The organism is Pseudoroseomonas sp. WGS1072 (genome assembly GCF_049340465.1).
In the GTDB taxonomy this organism is placed as follows: domain Bacteria; phylum Pseudomonadota; class Alphaproteobacteria; order Acetobacterales; family Acetobacteraceae; genus Pseudoroseomonas.
The window spans coordinates 1964599-1978690 of record NZ_JBMPSU010000001.1 but is presented as its reverse complement, the minus strand read 5'-3'; the positions used below and the strand labels follow the sequence as shown (position 1 = coordinate 1978690).

Sequence of the window (14092 nt, the reverse complement as noted above, 5' to 3'; positions counted from 1 at the left end):
CCGCCGGTCATGCCGCGCCGCGGCCCGGCATGACCCTTCCTCCGCCCCGGCTTCAGCCGGCCGTCGCCGCCGCCGGCACCAGCACGCGCCGCCCCGGCGTCTTCACCGCGCCCGCCGGCATGGCGCCGTAGATCTCCTTGCGCGCCTCGACGATGACCACGCCGGCGAAGCGGGGCGCCAGGGCGCGGCCGACCCCCTCCCAGGCGCCGGCGCTGCGCAGCAGCAGGCGCCACTGGAAGGGCGGCATGTAGAGCGCGGTGTCGCGGCGGGCGACGGCGAAGAGGTTGCGCTGCAACAGCCGGGTGATCTGACCCATCGAATAGGGCCGCCCCTGGCCGAAGGGGGTGGTCTCCAGATGCGCCCACATGCCGCGCCGGTTCGGCGCCACGATCAGCAGGCGGCCGTCCTCCTTCAGAACCCGCCAGATCTCGCGCAGCATGCGCCGCGCGTTCTCCGAACCCTCCAGCCCATGCACCAGCAGCACGTTGTCGAAGCTGAAGTCGGGAAAGGGCAGCAGATGTTCCTCGACCAGCGCGGTCAGGCACCCCCCTCGGCGGGGCCAGGGCGCCACATCCGTCTCCGGCAGGTTGCAGCAGAGGGTCCGCGCCGCCTGCTCGCGCCAGAGGCGCAGGAAGGGCGCGGCATGGCCGAGGCCCAGCACCTCCCGCCCCGTCATCTCCGGCCAGAGGCGTGCCAGCCGCCCGCGCAGCAGCCGCGCCGCAACCTGTCCGGTGGCGGAGGCGTAGAAGTCGCGATGCCCGAAGCCCTCGGCGAGGCCTTCCGGCGCGATCTCGGCATGGACCCCAAGGTTCATGCGATGGATATAGAGGCTGTTTCGAGGCATGACACGCCCCGCCCGCCGATCCTGCGCCGCGGGCGGCGCGCTTTGGGAGAGAATGCGATGGCCGTCACCGTCCGGGCCGTGCCCTGCCTGTCCGACAACTACGCCTGGCTGCTGCGCGACGCCGCGACCGGCACCATCGCCCTCTGCGACCCCGGCGAGGCCGCGCCCGCCATCGAGGCGATCGAGGAGGAGGGCGGGCGGCTGGACCTGATCCTGCTCACCCATCACCACGCGGACCATGTCGACGGGGTGGAGGCGCTGCGCGCCCGCTATGGCGCGCGGGTGATCGGCGCCGCCGCCGACGCCCATCGCCTGCCCCGGCTCGACGAGGCGGTGCGGCCGGGCGACACGGTCCGGGTGGGCGAGACCGAGGGTCAGGTGATCGACAGCCCCGGCCATACCCTCGGTCATATCGCCTTTTACTTCGCCGATGGCGACGTGCTGCTCTGCGGCGACACCCTGTTCTCCCTCGGCTGCGGCCGGCTGCTGGAGGGCACGGCGCAGGACATGTTCCGCGCGCTCGGCCTGCTCAAGGTCCTGCCGCCGCAGACGCTGGTGTGCTGCGGCCATGAATACACCCAGAGCAACGCCCGCTTCGCCCTGACGGTGGAGCCGGAGAACGCGGCGCTGCAGCGCCGCGCGGGCGAGGTCGACGCCGCCCGCGCCGCCGGGCAGCCCACCCTGCCCGTCACGCTGGGGCAGGAGCTGGAGACCAACCCCTTCCTGCGGGCGGAGAGCGCGGAGGCCCTGGCGCGAATCCGCGCGGCGAAGGACAATTTCCGCTGAAGCAACGCCGGGAGGCCGCCTTGAAGCTGTTCCATTCCCCCTCCAGCCCCTTCGTCCGCAAAGTCATGGCCTGCGCCATCCTGCGCGGACTCGAGGGCCGGCTGGAGCTGGTGCCGACCAATGCCCATGCCAGCCCGGAGGCCCTGCTGGCCGCCAATCCGCTGTCCAAGGTGCCGAGCCTGCTGACCGATGACGGCCAGGCGATCTACGACAGCCCGGTGATCTGCGAGTATCTGGACGGGCTGGGCGAGGCGGCGCCGCTCTTCCCGGCCGCCGGCCCCGCCCGCCTCGCCGCGCTGGTGCGGCAGGCCCTGGCGGATGGCATGATGGATGCCGCCGTGGCCCGGCGCATGAGCGACGGCCTGCCGCAGGACGAGGGCCGCCAGGCCTTCGGCGCGCGGCAGAAGGCGGCGGTGGCGCGCAGCCTGGCCGAGCTGGAGCGCGATCCGCCGAAGGGACTGGCCGATATCGGCGCTGTCGCCACCGCCTGCGCCCTCGGCTATCTCGACTTCCGCTTCGCCCAGGAGCCCTGGCGCGACGCGCATCCGCGCCTCGCCGCATGGCATGCCGAGGTCGCGGCGGCGCCGGCCATCGCCCGCACCGCCCCGCCCCAGGGTTGATGGCGGCCGGGTTGATGGCGACCGGGTTGATGGCGACCGGGTTGATGGCGGCCGGCTGATGTCGCCGCGCGGGGCCGCGGGATGAGCGACGCCGCGGCCTGGGATGCCCGCTACGGCACCGGCTCCTGGCTGTTCGGCCAGGAACCGAACCGCTACCTGGAAAGCCTGTCGCCCCGGCTGCGGCCCGGTATGACGGCCCTTTGCCTCGGCGACGGCGAGGGGCGCAACGGCGTCTGGCTGGCCGGGCGGGGGCTGTCCGTGACGGCGGTGGACTGGTCCGCCACCGGCCTGGCGCGGGCGGCCGATCTGGCGCGCCGGCGTGGCGTGCCGCTGGCCACGGCGGTCGCGGACCTGGCGCGGTGGAACTGGCCCGTGGCGCGCTACGACCTGATCGCCTGGATCTTCGTGCATCTGCCGCCCGCCGACCGGGCGGCCGTCGCGGCCGGGGCCTGCCAGGCCCTGGCCCCGGGCGGGCTGTTGGTGCTGGAAGGCTTCGCCGCGGCGCAGCAGGGCCGGCGCTGCGGCGGCCCGCGCGATCCCGCCCTGCTCTGGAGCCGCGCCACGGCCGAGGCCGCCTTCGCCGGGCTGGAACTGCTGGAATGCCTGGAGGGCGGGGTGCTGCTGGATGAGGGCCCCCGCCACCAGGGCGTGGCCGAGGTGGTGCGCGGGATCTGGCGCAGGCCCGCCGGAGAGCGGGTGGCGGCGGGGTAGGACGGGGCTCAGCCCGGCGGCGGACAGGACAGGGGCGCCAGCAGCAGCCCATCGAGCCGGGCCAGGGGCTGCGGGCGGCCGAGCAGGAAGCCCTGCACCTCGTCGCAGTCGTGGCGGCGCAGGAAATCCAGCTGCTCCGCCGTCTCCACCCCTTCCGCCGTGACCTCCATGCCGAGGCTGGCGCTCATGGTCAGCATCGCCTCGACGATGGCATGGGAGGCCTTCCGCTGTCCGAGCGCCCCGATGAAGGAGCGGTCGACCTTGATGCGGTCGAAGGGGAAGCGGTGCAGGTAGCCGAGACTGGCATAGCCGGTGCCGAAATCGTCCAGCGCCAGCCTGACGCCCAGCCGCTTCAGGCTCTCGATGGCGGCCAGCGCCTGCTGCGCGTCCTCGATCAGCAGGCCCTCGGTGACCTCGAGCTCGAGCCGGCCGGGCGGCAGGCCGGTGCTGGCCAGCACCTGCTTCACCATGGCGGGCAGGCCGGGATCGCGCAGTTGCACCGGCGAGAGGTTCACCGCCACGCGCAGATGCGCCGGCCAGCGCGCCGCGTCGCCGCAGGCCTGCTGCAGCACCCAGCGCCCGAGCGGCAGGATCAGGCCGCATTCCTCCGCCAGCGGAATGAACTTCGCGGGCGGCACCGGGCCGCGGCGGGGATGCGACCAGCGCAACAGCGCCTCGAAGCCGCGCAGCGCGCCGCCGCAGGCGAGGATGGGCTGGTACTCCAGGCCGAGCGTCTGCTGCCGCACCGCCTCGCGCAGTTCCGCTTCCAGCGCGCGGCGCTCGCGCTGGTCGTCCTCCATGTCGGGCAGGAAGAAGCGCAGGGCGCCGCGGCCGCCGGTCTTGGCGGCGTAGAGCGCGGCATCGGCGCCGCGCAGCAGCGCGTCCGGCGAGGTGCCGTCGCGCGGGAAGAGGGCGATGCCGATGCTGGTGCCGATCTGCGCCGTGCAGCCCTCCAGCAGATAGGGCGCCGCGACCGAGGCGAGGATGCGGCGGCCCAGCGCTTCCACCGCCTCGGCGCCGGCGGCGGCGTCGCAGAGCAGCAGGAACTCGTCCCCGCCCATCCGCGCCACCAGATCGTGCGGGCCGGCCAGGGCGAGCAGGCGGCCGGCGACCTGGCGCAGCACCTGGTCCCCGGCATGGTGGCCATAGGTGTCGTTCACCGGCTTGAAGCGATCGAGGTCGAGGGCGAGGACGGCCAGCGGCCGCTCCTGCCGCAGCCACTGCCGCAGCTGCTCCTGCAGCCGCACCCGGTTGGCCAGGCCGGTCAGCGCGTCGTGATGCGCCATGTGCCGGATCTGCTGCTGCGACAGCAGCCTCTGCAGCCGCTGCCGCACCATCAGCCCGCCACCGACGAGCAGGATCAGCGTCAGCCCCGCCACCGCGTTCAGCAGGCTCCGCCGATAGGCCTCGTGCCCGGCCAGCGCGTCGCGCAGGTCGATGCCGACGGCGACCATCACGGGATAGGGGCGCACCCGCCGCGCAGCGATGATCATCTCCATGCCGGTGGCGACGCTGGGCCCCCGGAAGACCGACGCCTCCCGCCCCACCATGCTGCGGAACGCCTCGCTGCCGCTCAGATCGTTGCCGAGCGTGCCGGAGAGAAACGGCGCGCGGGCGCGCAGGATGCCGTCCTCGCCCGTCAGCGTCACGGTGCCGCGGCCGATGTCGAGCGTGTCGTAGACCTGGGTCAGCCAGCCGGGATCGAGCGAGATCACCGCGACGCCGCCGAAGCCGCCGTCCGGGTCGGTCAGCCGGCGGGTGAACTGCACCGACCAGCGCTTGGATTCGCGCCCCATCACCGGGACGCTGATGAAGAGGTCGTCGCGCGGGCTCTCGGCGTGCACGCGGAAATGGGCGCGGTCCGAGAGGTCCAGGCCCGGGCCGCGCACCGGGCCGAGATTGGTCATCAGCAGCCGCCCGTCGGGGCCGATGATGGCGGTCTGCAGCGTCATGTCCTGCTGGATGCCGTTCTCGCGCCGCAGGAAATCGAGGCTGAAGCCGATACGGTCCTGCCGGTAGGCCTCGCGCAGGAAGAGCAGGCGCTGGTCGATGGCCTCGATGGTGCGGGCGAGGATCTGCTGCGAGGCGCCGGCGAGGTTGCTGACATGACGCTCCGCCGCCGTAAGGCTCTCCCGGCGTTCCAGCCGGATGTGCAGCAGGGTGCCCAGCCAGAGCAGCGCCAGGGTCGCGGCGACGAGGCCGAGATCGACCAGCAGCCCCTGGTTCATCAGCAAGGGCAGCCGGCGCCGCAGCCAGCCGGCCGGCCCGTCCAGGTCCAGCCCCGGCGGCGCCGCCAGATCGTTGCGGAGGGCCTGCGGCAGGCCCGGACCGGAATGGAACATGGCGCCTGCCCTTCGCGTCCCTGGAAGGTTGCGGTTCGATGACGCGCTTATGCCCCGCCAATGATGAGCAAGGGCTTAGCGAGGCACCGCCTGCATCCACTCTCGGCGCCGGGCGTTGCGGTTCCGGACTCCCGACGATGGAGGCGGGGCGATGGAGGCGGCATGACCTACGAGCTTTGGTACTGGGACGGCCTGCCGGGCCGTGGCGAATTCGTCCGCCTGGCGCTGGAGGCGGGGCGCATCCCCTACCGCGAATGCGCCCGCGGCAAGGATGCCGGACGGCTGCAGCCCGACATGGCGGCGCGGCGTGAACAGCCGCCCTTCGCGCCCCCCTATCTGGTGGCGGAGGGCATGACCATCGCCCAGACCGCCAATATCCTGCTCTTCCTCGGCCAGCGGCACGGCCTGGCGCCCCGGACCCTGAAGGGCCGGCTCTGGGTGCACCAGTTGCAGCTCACCATCGCCGACATGGTGGCCGAGGCGCACGACACGCATCATCCGATCGACCCCGGCGACTACTACGAGGCGCAGAAGGGCCCGGCGGCGAAGCGGGCCCGGGCCTTCCGCGAGAGCCGCATGCCGAAGTTCCTCGGCTACTTCGAGCGGGTGCTGGAGGGCGGTGCCAGCGCTTGGCTGGCCGGACGGCGCTGGACCTATGCCGACCTTTCGCTGTTCCAACTCCTCGAGGGGCTGCGCTTCGCCTTTCCCCGCCGGATGGCGACGCTGGAGCCGGAGCTGCCCCGCCTGGTGGCGCTGCGCGACGCCGTGGCGACCCTGCCGGAACTCAAAGCCTATCTGGGCAGCAAGCGCCGGCTGGACTTCGGCAAGGGCATCTTCCGGCACTATCCGGAGCTGGATAAGCCTTGAGGCGAACACCTGCCAGCGGTCAGGCCGGACATCAGGATCCGGCGCAGGCCATCGTCAGAAGGTCAGTATCGCCATCAGCCGCGCCGTCCGGCCGGGCAGCAGAACCTCGTCCTTCTTGAACGAGGCGGCGTTGCGCATGTTGCTGTCGAGCAGGTTGCTGGCGACGACCGCGAGGGTGAGGCCCAGATCGCTGCCGAGCGGCGCGGTGTAGGCGATCCGGGCATTCAGAGAGTCATAGCCCTTGGTCGAGGTCTCGTTGTCGGCGGTGCGGTTGTGGTCGAAGGCGTGCAGATAGTCGATGCCGGTGTTCCAGCCGCCGTTGCGCCAGAACATACCGCCGCCGAGGCGGTGTGGCGGAATGCGCGGCAGGTTGCCGCCGCCGGTGAACTCGGCGCGCACGAAGTCGTAGCGTCCGGACAGGCCGAAGCGGCCGCCGCCAAGGCGGAACAGGTCCTGCTCGGCCTTTACCTCGACGCCCCAGAAGCGCGCATCGCGCTGACCGTAGGCGGATTGCAGGAACTCGCCCTCGCCGCCGGGCGCGCAGGAGGCGAAGTCCTCGTCGCAGCTGTTGCCCGTCAGTGCCTGATAGATGAAGCCGTCGAAGCGCGAGAGGAAGGCGCTGGTGTCGAAGCGGAAGCTGCCGCTGTTGCGCGACAGGCCGATCTCGCCGGTCACGGCCGACTCCTTGCGCAGGTCGGGATTGCCGATGTCGAAGGTGCCCGAGGCATGGTGAGAGCCGCGCGAGAACAGCTCCGCGACGCTCGGCGCCCGCTCGACATACTGGCCGGTGACGCGCGCCTGCATCGCCCAGGGCAGGTCCTTCAGCAGGCCGAGGCTGACGCTGACCGGGGTGTAGTCGCGCTCGTAGGGGCTGTTGGCAAGCTCCTGGCCCTCCTCGGACGGCAGCAGGCCGCCGCCGAAATCCGCCGTGGCGCCGCCGATCCGCACCATCTCGATCCGGGTCGCCGCCTGCAGCCGCAGCGTCGGAGTGAGACTGAGCTCCTCGAAGAGATAGGCGGCATAGCGGTCGGTGTCGGCAGGCGGCAGGAAGTCCAGCGCCTCGCCGGTGGTGCGCAGCCGTTCCTGCTCGAAGGACAGGCCGAGCGTGCCGTTCAACGCGCCAATGCTGGTCTCGATCGGCTGGTGCTGCAGCTCGAGGCGCCCATCCCAGGTGATGTTGCGAAAGCCGCCATGCTCGACCCGGGCACCTGCAAGCTCCTCGTGCTCATGCTCCTCGCCCTCCTCGTGATCATGGCCATGCTCATGTTCGAGGCCCATCTCCTCATGCCGGTAGCGGCTGAAGCCGAGCCAGTAGCTGACGCTGCGCAGCGGACCGCTCGACGGGCGGTATTCGCCACGGCTTGCCCAGCGGAACTGCTCGACATCCAGAGAGATGCCCAACTCCGCCTCCTCGCCGCCCGGAATGCCGTAGAGACTGCGGAAACGAGAGATGGAAGTGCCGATGAAGCCCTGCTCGCCGACATAACTCAGACCGAGCGCCTGGCCGTCGGTGCGGACGAAGCTGTTGGCCTGCCGCCCGCCATCCGGCAGCTCGTAGTCGTGATCCTTGCGCCCGAAGAGATCACCATGCAGCACCCAGTTGCCGGCCCGCACATCGGCCGCAGCCAGACCGTCCCAGCCGCGGCTGCCGCTGTTCCACCCGCCGGCGAGGCGACCCTGGACGTTGCGCTCCGGCAGGCTGGTCGGAATACGGTTGTTGATCATGTTGACCACTCCGCCAATGGCCTGCGAGCCCCAGCGCAGCGAGGCCGGTCCGCGGATGACCTCGACGCGCTCGGCGGCGAGCGGATCGAGCGGTACGGTATGGTCGGCGCCGTAGGCCGACACATCGCCGGCGGTGAAGCCGTTCTCCTGCAGCCGGACGCGATTGTCGGTGAGGCCGCGGATGATCGGGCGGCTGGCACCGGGGGCGAAGCCGGTGGCGCTGATGCCCGGCTCGTCGGCCAGCGCCTCGGCCAGGCTGCGCGGCGCGGCGCTGGACAGCGCCGGCTGCTCCAACGTCGTGAGCGGCACGAAGCTACCGATCTGCCCGGTCTGTACCGGGCTTGCTGTAACGGAAACCGGCGGCAGCCGCACCTCCTCCTGGGCGCGCGGGATCGCCGGCAGCAGCGTGGGAAGAAGGGCCGTTGTGAGGAGGAGATGACGACGTGACATGGATCGACTCGGCTCTGCTACAGCTCATAGTGAGGGCAATATGATACAGTATAACATTACTCTTGGAAGACGGTGTTTGCCCTAAGCGTGGCCATTCGGAACTTACCTGCCTCCTGACAGGCTGGGCGGCAGCCGCTACCCTGCGGCGCCCACCGCTTGCAGGATAACGGCCATGGATCCCAGCACCCTCGCGCCCTATGCGCGGCACATCCTGAACGACGCGACCATCGCCGAGCTTCCCAACCACTACAGCGGCAAGGTGCGGGACAATTACGACCTGCCGGACGGGCGGCGCATCCTCATCACCACCGACCGCATCAGCGCCTTCGACCGTATCCTGGCGGCCATTCCGCTGAAGGGCCAGGTGCTGACCCAGACGGCGCGCTACTGGTTCGAGCAGACGCGCGACATCTGCCCCAACCATGTCCTCGAATACCCGGACCCCAACGTGGTGGTGGGAAAGCGGCTGGACATCCTGCCGGTCGAGGTGGTGGTGCGCGACTATCTCGCCGGCACCACGGGCACCTCGATCCTGACGCTCTACAAGGCCGGCCAGCGGGAGATGTACGGCGTCACCCTGCCGGACGGGATGCGCGACAACCAGAAGCTGCCCCGGCCGATCATCACGCCCACCAGCAAGGCCTTCGACGGCGGGCACGACGAGCCGCTGACGCCGGCGCTGATCCTGGAGAAGGGGCTGCTGAGCGCCGCGCAGTGGGAGACCCTCTCCCGCTACGCCCTCGCCCTCTTCGCGCGCGGGCAGGAGCTGGCGCGGCGGCGCGGGCTGATCCTGGTGGACACGAAGTACGAGTTCGGCCTCGACACCGAGGGCAACATCGTCCTGGCCGACGAGATCCACACGCCGGACAGCAGCCGCTACTGGCTGGCCGGCAGCTATCCGGCGCGCTTCGAGGCCGGCGAGAAGCCGGAGAGCTTCGACAAGGACTTCGTGCGCAACTGGGTGGTGGCGCGCTGCGATCCCTACAAGGACCCGATCCCGGAGATCCCCGAGGCGGTGATCCTGGCCACCGCCGCCGTCTATGTCACCGCCTTCGAGCAGATCACCGGCGAGACCTTCGCGCTGCCCTCCCTGGACGAGCCGGTGCTGGCCCGCATCCGCCGCAACCTGGCGCGCTATGCCTGAGCCTCCCGGGGCGCGGCGGGTGGCGGACAGGCAGGGCGACCCGGCTTAAGCTTCGCAACCCCGCGCCGGCGGCCGCGTTGCGCCAGCGCATTCATGGAGGACATGCCCGATGGGTTTCCTGGCCCGCACGCTGATCACGGCCTTCGCCTTCTGGTGCGCCGACATGCTGATCACCGGCATCAACTTCAGCGGACCGTTCAATCTGGTGATCGCCGCCATCGTCTTCGGCATCGTGAACGCGCTGATCCGGCCGGTGCTGATGCTGCTCACCCTGCCGCTGAACCTCCTCACGCTCGGCCTCTTCACCCTGGTGGTGAACGCCGCGATGCTCGGGCTGACGGCGCTGGTGATGCCGGGGATGCAGGTCTCGGGCTTCTGGGCGGCCTTCTTCGGGGCGATCATCGTCGCGGTGGTGTCGTGGATCGTCAACCGCACCATCGGCGACGCCGCGCCCGCCGGCATCGAGAACCGCTGAAGGACCGCCGCCGGGGCCGCTGGAGCCCCGGCGGAACGCCCCGCCTCAGTACATGTGCTGGCCGCCGTTGATCGACAGCGTCGAGCCGGTGATGAAGTCGGCATCGTCGGCGGTCAGGAAGGCGACGCCGCGCGCGATGTCCTCGGCGGTGCCGAGGCGGCCGCGCGGGATGCGCGCGATGATCTTCTGCAGCACGTCCTCCGGCACGGCGCGCACCATCTCGGTGTCCACATAGCCGGGCGCGATGGCGTTCACGGTGATGCCGGCCCGCGCGCCCTCCTGCGCCAGCGCCTTGGTGAAGCCGTGGATCCCGGACTTGGCGGCGGCATAGTTGACCTGGCCGTACTGCCCGGCCTGGCCGTTGATCGAGCCGATGTTGACGATGCGGCCGAACTTGCGCGACATCATCCCGTCCCAGACCAGCTTGGCCATGTTGAAGCAGGAGCCGAGATTGGTGTCGATCACGTCGTCCCACATCTTGCGGTCCATCCGCTTCATGGTGCCGTCGCGGGTGATGCCGGCGTTGTTCACCAGCACCTCGATCGGTCCGTGCTCCGCCTCGATCCGGGCGACCGCGGCCTGGCAGGCCTCGAAGTCGGAGACGTCGAACTTGATGGTCGCGATACCGGTGCGCTCGGTGAAGGCCGCAGCGGCGGCGTCATTGCCGGCATAGGAGGCGACCACCTTGCGGCCGGCCTTCTGCAACTGCTCGCTGATGGCCGCGCCGATGCCGCGCTGCCCGCCGGTGACCAGGGCCACTTTTGCCATAGGCTGTCCTCCTCCGTGAAGGTTTATGGCGGGACCGGCTTCATTCCGGTTCCGCGTCGACCATGGCATCATAGCCGGCGGCCGGATGCCATGGTCTTGTTGAGGCCCCGCCGCGCCTCAGCGCAGCGGCAGGGCGTACATCAGGCCGCCGCGGGTCCAGAGGTCGTTCAGGCCGCGCTCGAGGCCGATGGGCGAACCCTTGCCCAGGGTCCGGTCGAAGATCTCGCCGTAGTTGCCGACCTGCCGGATCGCCTGGAAGGCCCAGTCCTCCGGCAGCGCCAGCGCCTTGCCGAAACCCGGCGTGGCGCCGAGCAGGCGCAGCACGTTCGGGTCCTGCCCGCCGCGCATCTCCGCCGCATTGGCCCGGGTCACGCCCAGCTCCTCGGCCTCGATCAGCGCCGCCAGGGTCCAGGCCACGATGTCGCGCCATTCCTCGTCGCCATGCCGCACCATCGGGCCGAGCGGCTCCTTGCTGATCCGCTCGGGCAGGATGATATGCGCCTCGGGTTCGCGCAGGGCCGAGACGCGCAGCGCGGCGAGTTGCGAGGCATCGGTGGTCATGGCGTCGCAGCGGCCGGACTGGTAGGCGGCCGTCATCTCGTCCATCGAGCTCAGCACCACGGGCTGCAGACGCAGGCCCTCGCGCCGCGCATAGTCCCCGAGGTTGAGCTCGCTGGTGGAGCCGGGCAGCACGCAGACCGTGGCGCCGTCGAGTTGCCGCGCGTCGGCGATGCCCGAGGCGCGCGGCACCAGGAAGCCCTGGCCGTCGTAGAAGTTGACGCCGACCATGTTGAAGCCCATGGCCGTGTCGCGCATCAGCGTCTGCGTCACGTTGCGCGCCAGCAGGTCGATCTCGCCCGATTGCAGGGCGACGAAGCGCGTCTGGTAGGTGGTGGGCACGAATCGGACCTTCGACGCGTCGCCCAGCGTGGCGGCCGCCACGGCGCGGCAGAACTCCGCGTCGAGTCCCTGATACTCGCCCCGGCTGTCCGGCGCGGAGAATCCGGCCACCCCGGTATTGACCCCGCAGACCAGCTGCCCGCGCGCCCTGACCCCGTCCAGGGTCGGGCCCGCCAGGACCGGCGCGGCGTCGAGGGCGAGCAGGGCGGCCAGCAAGGCGATCAGGACGCGCATGGGGCGGCTATCTCCGGCGGTTCGGCGTCCAGCGTAGAGCATCCCCGCGCCGGGCGCATGCCTCGCCGGGCGTAAAAGCACCGTCAATCCTGTGGACAAGTCGCGACCATGATCGTGTCTGGCGCGACTTTACAATTTCTGATTGTGTTACGGATCCTTACTGCAACATAAAGTCATTGATCTTCTGAAACGCTACCGAGTATCACGGGGGCGTGAACATCACCTCGCCCGAGCAGGGTGAAGCAGCGGAAGAAACTCTCTCCCATGGCCAGGCACACCCTTTCCTCGCGCGACCCGCAGGCCGGCTCAGACCAGGAAGCCCTCTCCCGCATGATCTCCTATCTGGAGGCGGAGTGCCGGCGCCTGGGCGCCGCCGATGCCGCGCTGCACCTCGCCCTCGCCGCCACCCTCCTGCCCGCCGCGCCGTCGCTGTCCCGGGACCTGGCGCCGGCCGGCGCGGGCCGCCTGCTGCAATAGGCCGCGCGGCCATCGGTCCGGACCGCGCTTTTTTCTGGTCCGCGGGAGGATTGCGGTGTAAGCGCGGCCGCATCCCAACATCGAGTGGCGGTCCTTTCCGATGGATACCCCTATCGCTGCGGTCCTCTGGACCCATCAGGCGCAACGAGACCTCGCGGCCGTGCTGCGGCTGCTGAGCCACGCCGAACGCTGCTGCCTGGAGGCCGGCTCCGAGGATGCAGCCGGCCTGGTGGCGGAGGCCATGTCGGTGCTGGCGCGGGACGGCGCCGCCCGCAAGATGGCGGCCTGACAGGACCTTCGGCCCGGGCGGGCTCCCGCGAGCCCGCCAGGCCGCCCCATCAGACAGTCCCGTCAGACAATCCCGCCGGGGCCGGTCCGCCTGCCATCCAGTCCAGCAACTCCACCGTATGGATCGCCGGCAGGGGCCCCGAACCCAGCTGCGTCAGGCAGCCGATATTGCCGCTGGCGATCACCGCCGCCCCGGTGCGGCCGATATTCTCCAGCTTTCGGGCCTTCAGCGCCCCGGCGATCTCCGGCTGCATCAGGTTGTAGGTGCCGGCCGAGCCGCAGCAGAGATGCCCCTCGGCCGGCTCCTTTACCGTGAAGCCGGCGCGCGCCAGCAACTGCTTCGGCGCCGAGGTGATCTTCTGCCCGTGCTGCAGGCTGCAGGCCGCGTGATAGGCCACGGTCAGCTCCGGCGCCGCGCGACTCGGCGCGTAGCCGAACTGCAGCAGCACTTCCGAGACATCGCGCGCCCGGGCCGCCACCAGGGCCGCCCGTGCCGCCCAGGGCTCCGGCTCCTCGCGGAACATATGGCCGTAGTCCTTCACCGTGGTGCCGCAGCCCGAGGCGTTCACCACGATGGCGTCCAGCCCCTCGCCCTCGATCTCCCGCGTCCAGGCGGCGATATTGGCCCGCGCCAGGGCCATGGCCGGATCGTGCTGGCCCATGTGGTGGTTCAGCGCGCCGCAGCAGCCCTGTCCCTCGCTCACCACCACCTCGACCCCCATCCGCGTCAGCAGCCGGATGGTGGCGGCGTTGATCGAGGGCGCCAGGACGGTCTGCGCGCAGCCGGTCAGCAGCGCGACGCGGCCGCGCCGCTCGCCCTCGGCGAGATAGCGGCGGACGGCCGGCGCCGGATCGGCCGGCGGCAGCGTCTCGGGCGCCAGCTCCAGCATGGCGCGCATCCGGCCGAAGGTGGTGCCACGCCCCGGCAGCCAGCCCCGCAGCGGGCGCGCCAGCCGCGCCGCCCGCAGGGCCAGGCGGAAGCGCGCCGGATACGGCAGGGTGGCGCCGAGCGCGCGCCGCAGCAGCCGCTCCGGCCAGGGCCGGGTATAGGTCTCCTCGATGTAGCGCCGGGCATGGTCCACCAGATGCATGTAGTGCACGCCCGAGGGGCAGGTGGTCATGCAGGAGAGGCAGGAGAGGCAGCGGTCCACGTGCCGCACCACCGCCTCCGTCGCCGGCTGGCCGCTCTCCAGCATGTCCTTGATCAGGTAGATGCGGCCGCGCGGGCTGTCGAGCTCGTCGCCCAGCAGGACGAAGGTCGGGCAGGTGGCGGTGCAGAAGCCACAATGCACGCAGGTGCGCAGGATGGTGTTGGACTCCCGCGTGTCGGGGTCCGCCAGTTGCTCCGCCGTGAAGTTCGTCTGCATGCCGCCTGATTCCGTCCCGTCCTTCAGGGTGGGAGGGAAGCGGTCGCGGTGCAAGCACCCGGGCGGGAGGGGGCGCGGGAAACCGCCCTCCGCG

14 protein-coding genes are annotated in these 14092 nt (G+C 71.0%); 8 read left to right on the top strand and 6 right to left on the bottom strand.

The window, feature by feature from the left end; genetic code table 11:
- Positions 1-52 precede the first annotated feature (52 nt).
- Positions 53-844 (bottom strand): class I SAM-dependent methyltransferase, encoded by a 792-nt coding sequence (locus tag ACF3NH_RS09505; RefSeq protein ID WP_422922642.1) that lies wholly within the window; start codon positions 842-844, stop codon positions 53-55.
- 57 nt (positions 845-901) lie between these two features.
- Here ACF3NH_RS09505 and gloB point away from each other — a divergent pair, with 57 nt between their 5' ends.
- From gloB to ACF3NH_RS09490, 3 genes are all read left to right on the top strand, one after another.
- Complete coding sequence (gene gloB, locus ACF3NH_RS09500) at positions 902-1630, top strand: hydroxyacylglutathione hydrolase (RefSeq protein WP_422922641.1); 729 nt, start codon at positions 902-904, stop codon at positions 1628-1630.
- A 20-nt stretch (positions 1631-1650) separates the two neighbouring features.
- Positions 1651-2250 carry a glutathione S-transferase N-terminal domain-containing protein gene (locus ACF3NH_RS09495; protein WP_422922640.1) on the top strand — a complete coding sequence of 200 codons (600 nt, stop codon included), beginning with the start codon at positions 1651-1653 and terminating at the stop codon, positions 2248-2250.
- 81 nt (positions 2251-2331) lie between these two features.
- Positions 2332-2961 (top strand): class I SAM-dependent methyltransferase, encoded by a 630-nt coding sequence (locus ACF3NH_RS09490; protein WP_422922639.1) that lies wholly within the window; start codon positions 2332-2334, stop codon positions 2959-2961.
- Between the two features lie 8 nt (positions 2962-2969).
- Here ACF3NH_RS09490 and ACF3NH_RS09485 read toward each other — a convergent pair whose 3' ends face one another.
- Positions 2970-5303 carry a putative bifunctional diguanylate cyclase/phosphodiesterase gene (locus tag ACF3NH_RS09485; protein ID WP_422922638.1) on the bottom strand — a complete coding sequence of 778 codons (2334 nt, stop codon included), beginning with the start codon at positions 5301-5303 and terminating at the stop codon, positions 2970-2972.
- 162 nt (positions 5304-5465) lie between these two features.
- Between ACF3NH_RS09485 and ACF3NH_RS09480 the strand changes: the two genes are divergently transcribed.
- A complete protein-coding gene (locus ACF3NH_RS09480) occupies positions 5466-6170 on the top strand; it encodes a glutathione S-transferase (RefSeq protein ID WP_422922637.1) in 705 nt (234 codons plus the stop codon).
- A 54-nt stretch (positions 6171-6224) separates the two neighbouring features.
- Here the strand turns inward: ACF3NH_RS09480 and ACF3NH_RS09475 are convergent, their stop codons facing one another.
- Positions 6225-8345, bottom strand: coding sequence for a TonB-dependent receptor (locus ACF3NH_RS09475; RefSeq protein WP_422922636.1), 2121 nt, complete (start codon positions 8343-8345; stop codon positions 6225-6227).
- A 172-nt stretch (positions 8346-8517) separates the two neighbouring features.
- On the opposite strand from ACF3NH_RS09475, the gene ACF3NH_RS09470 reads away from it, so the two are divergent.
- On the top strand, positions 8518-9489 hold the full coding sequence (locus tag ACF3NH_RS09470; RefSeq protein ID WP_198365387.1) for a phosphoribosylaminoimidazolesuccinocarboxamide synthase: 972 nt from the start codon (positions 8518-8520) through the stop codon (positions 9487-9489).
- A gap of 109 nt (positions 9490-9598) precedes the next feature.
- A complete protein-coding gene (locus ACF3NH_RS09465) occupies positions 9599-9964 on the top strand; it encodes a phage holin family protein (protein WP_422922635.1) in 366 nt (121 codons plus the stop codon).
- Positions 9965-10009: 45 nt separating this feature from the next.
- On the opposite strand, the gene phbB is transcribed toward ACF3NH_RS09465, so the two are convergent.
- Both phbB and ACF3NH_RS09455 read right to left on the bottom strand, forming a co-directional pair.
- Positions 10010-10732, bottom strand: a complete 723-nt coding sequence (gene phbB, locus ACF3NH_RS09460) for an acetoacetyl-CoA reductase (protein WP_422922634.1) — start codon at positions 10730-10732, stop codon at positions 10010-10012.
- Positions 10733-10849: 117 nt separating this feature from the next.
- Positions 10850-11866: an amino acid ABC transporter substrate-binding protein gene (locus ACF3NH_RS09455; protein ID WP_422922633.1), complete on the bottom strand. Its 1017-nt coding sequence runs from the start codon at positions 11864-11866 to the stop codon at positions 10850-10852.
- A gap of 264 nt (positions 11867-12130) precedes the next feature.
- On the opposite strand from ACF3NH_RS09455, the gene ACF3NH_RS09450 reads away from it, so the two are divergent.
- Positions 12131-12343 carry a hypothetical protein gene (locus ACF3NH_RS09450; protein WP_198365383.1) on the top strand — a complete coding sequence of 71 codons (213 nt, stop codon included), beginning with the start codon at positions 12131-12133 and terminating at the stop codon, positions 12341-12343.
- 100 nt (positions 12344-12443) lie between these two features.
- Positions 12444-12632, top strand: a complete 189-nt coding sequence (locus tag ACF3NH_RS09445) for a soj family protein (protein WP_198365382.1) — start codon at positions 12444-12446, stop codon at positions 12630-12632.
- 49 nt (positions 12633-12681) lie between these two features.
- Here ACF3NH_RS09445 and glcF read toward each other — a convergent pair whose 3' ends face one another.
- The gene (glcF, locus tag ACF3NH_RS09440; protein WP_422922632.1) at positions 12682-13998 is read right to left on the bottom strand and encodes a glycolate oxidase subunit GlcF; all 1317 of its coding nucleotides are present in this window, start codon (positions 13996-13998) and stop codon (positions 12682-12684) included.
- Positions 13999-14092 lie beyond the last annotated feature (94 nt).

Coding starts and splice junctions, on each gene's coding strand:
- phbB (WP_422922634.1), bottom strand. CDS start 10,732: ATGGCAAAAGTGGCCCTGGTCACCGGCGGGCAGCGCGGCATCGGCGCG.
- ACF3NH_RS09465 (WP_422922635.1), top strand. CDS start 9,599: ATGGGTTTCCTGGCCCGCACGCTGATCACGGCCTTCGCCTTCTGGTGC.
- glcF (WP_422922632.1), bottom strand. CDS start 13,998: ATGCAGACGAACTTCACGGCGGAGCAACTGGCGGACCCCGACACGCGG.
- ACF3NH_RS09470 (WP_198365387.1), top strand. CDS start 8,518: ATGGATCCCAGCACCCTCGCGCCCTATGCGCGGCACATCCTGAACGAC.
- ACF3NH_RS09450 (WP_198365383.1), top strand. CDS start 12,131: ATGGCCAGGCACACCCTTTCCTCGCGCGACCCGCAGGCCGGCTCAGAC.
- gloB (WP_422922641.1), top strand. CDS start 902: ATGGCCGTCACCGTCCGGGCCGTGCCCTGCCTGTCCGACAACTACGCC.
- ACF3NH_RS09490 (WP_422922639.1), top strand. CDS start 2,332: ATGAGCGACGCCGCGGCCTGGGATGCCCGCTACGGCACCGGCTCCTGG.
- ACF3NH_RS09475 (WP_422922636.1), bottom strand. CDS start 8,345: ATGTCACGTCGTCATCTCCTCCTCACAACGGCCCTTCTTCCCACGCTG.
- ACF3NH_RS09455 (WP_422922633.1), bottom strand. CDS start 11,866: ATGCGCGTCCTGATCGCCTTGCTGGCCGCCCTGCTCGCCCTCGACGCC.
- ACF3NH_RS09505 (WP_422922642.1), bottom strand. CDS start 844: ATGCCTCGAAACAGCCTCTATATCCATCGCATGAACCTTGGGGTCCAT.
- ACF3NH_RS09480 (WP_422922637.1), top strand. CDS start 5,466: ATGACCTACGAGCTTTGGTACTGGGACGGCCTGCCGGGCCGTGGCGAA.
- ACF3NH_RS09445 (WP_198365382.1), top strand. CDS start 12,444: ATGGATACCCCTATCGCTGCGGTCCTCTGGACCCATCAGGCGCAACGA.
- ACF3NH_RS09485 (WP_422922638.1), bottom strand. CDS start 5,303: ATGTTCCATTCCGGTCCGGGCCTGCCGCAGGCCCTCCGCAACGATCTG.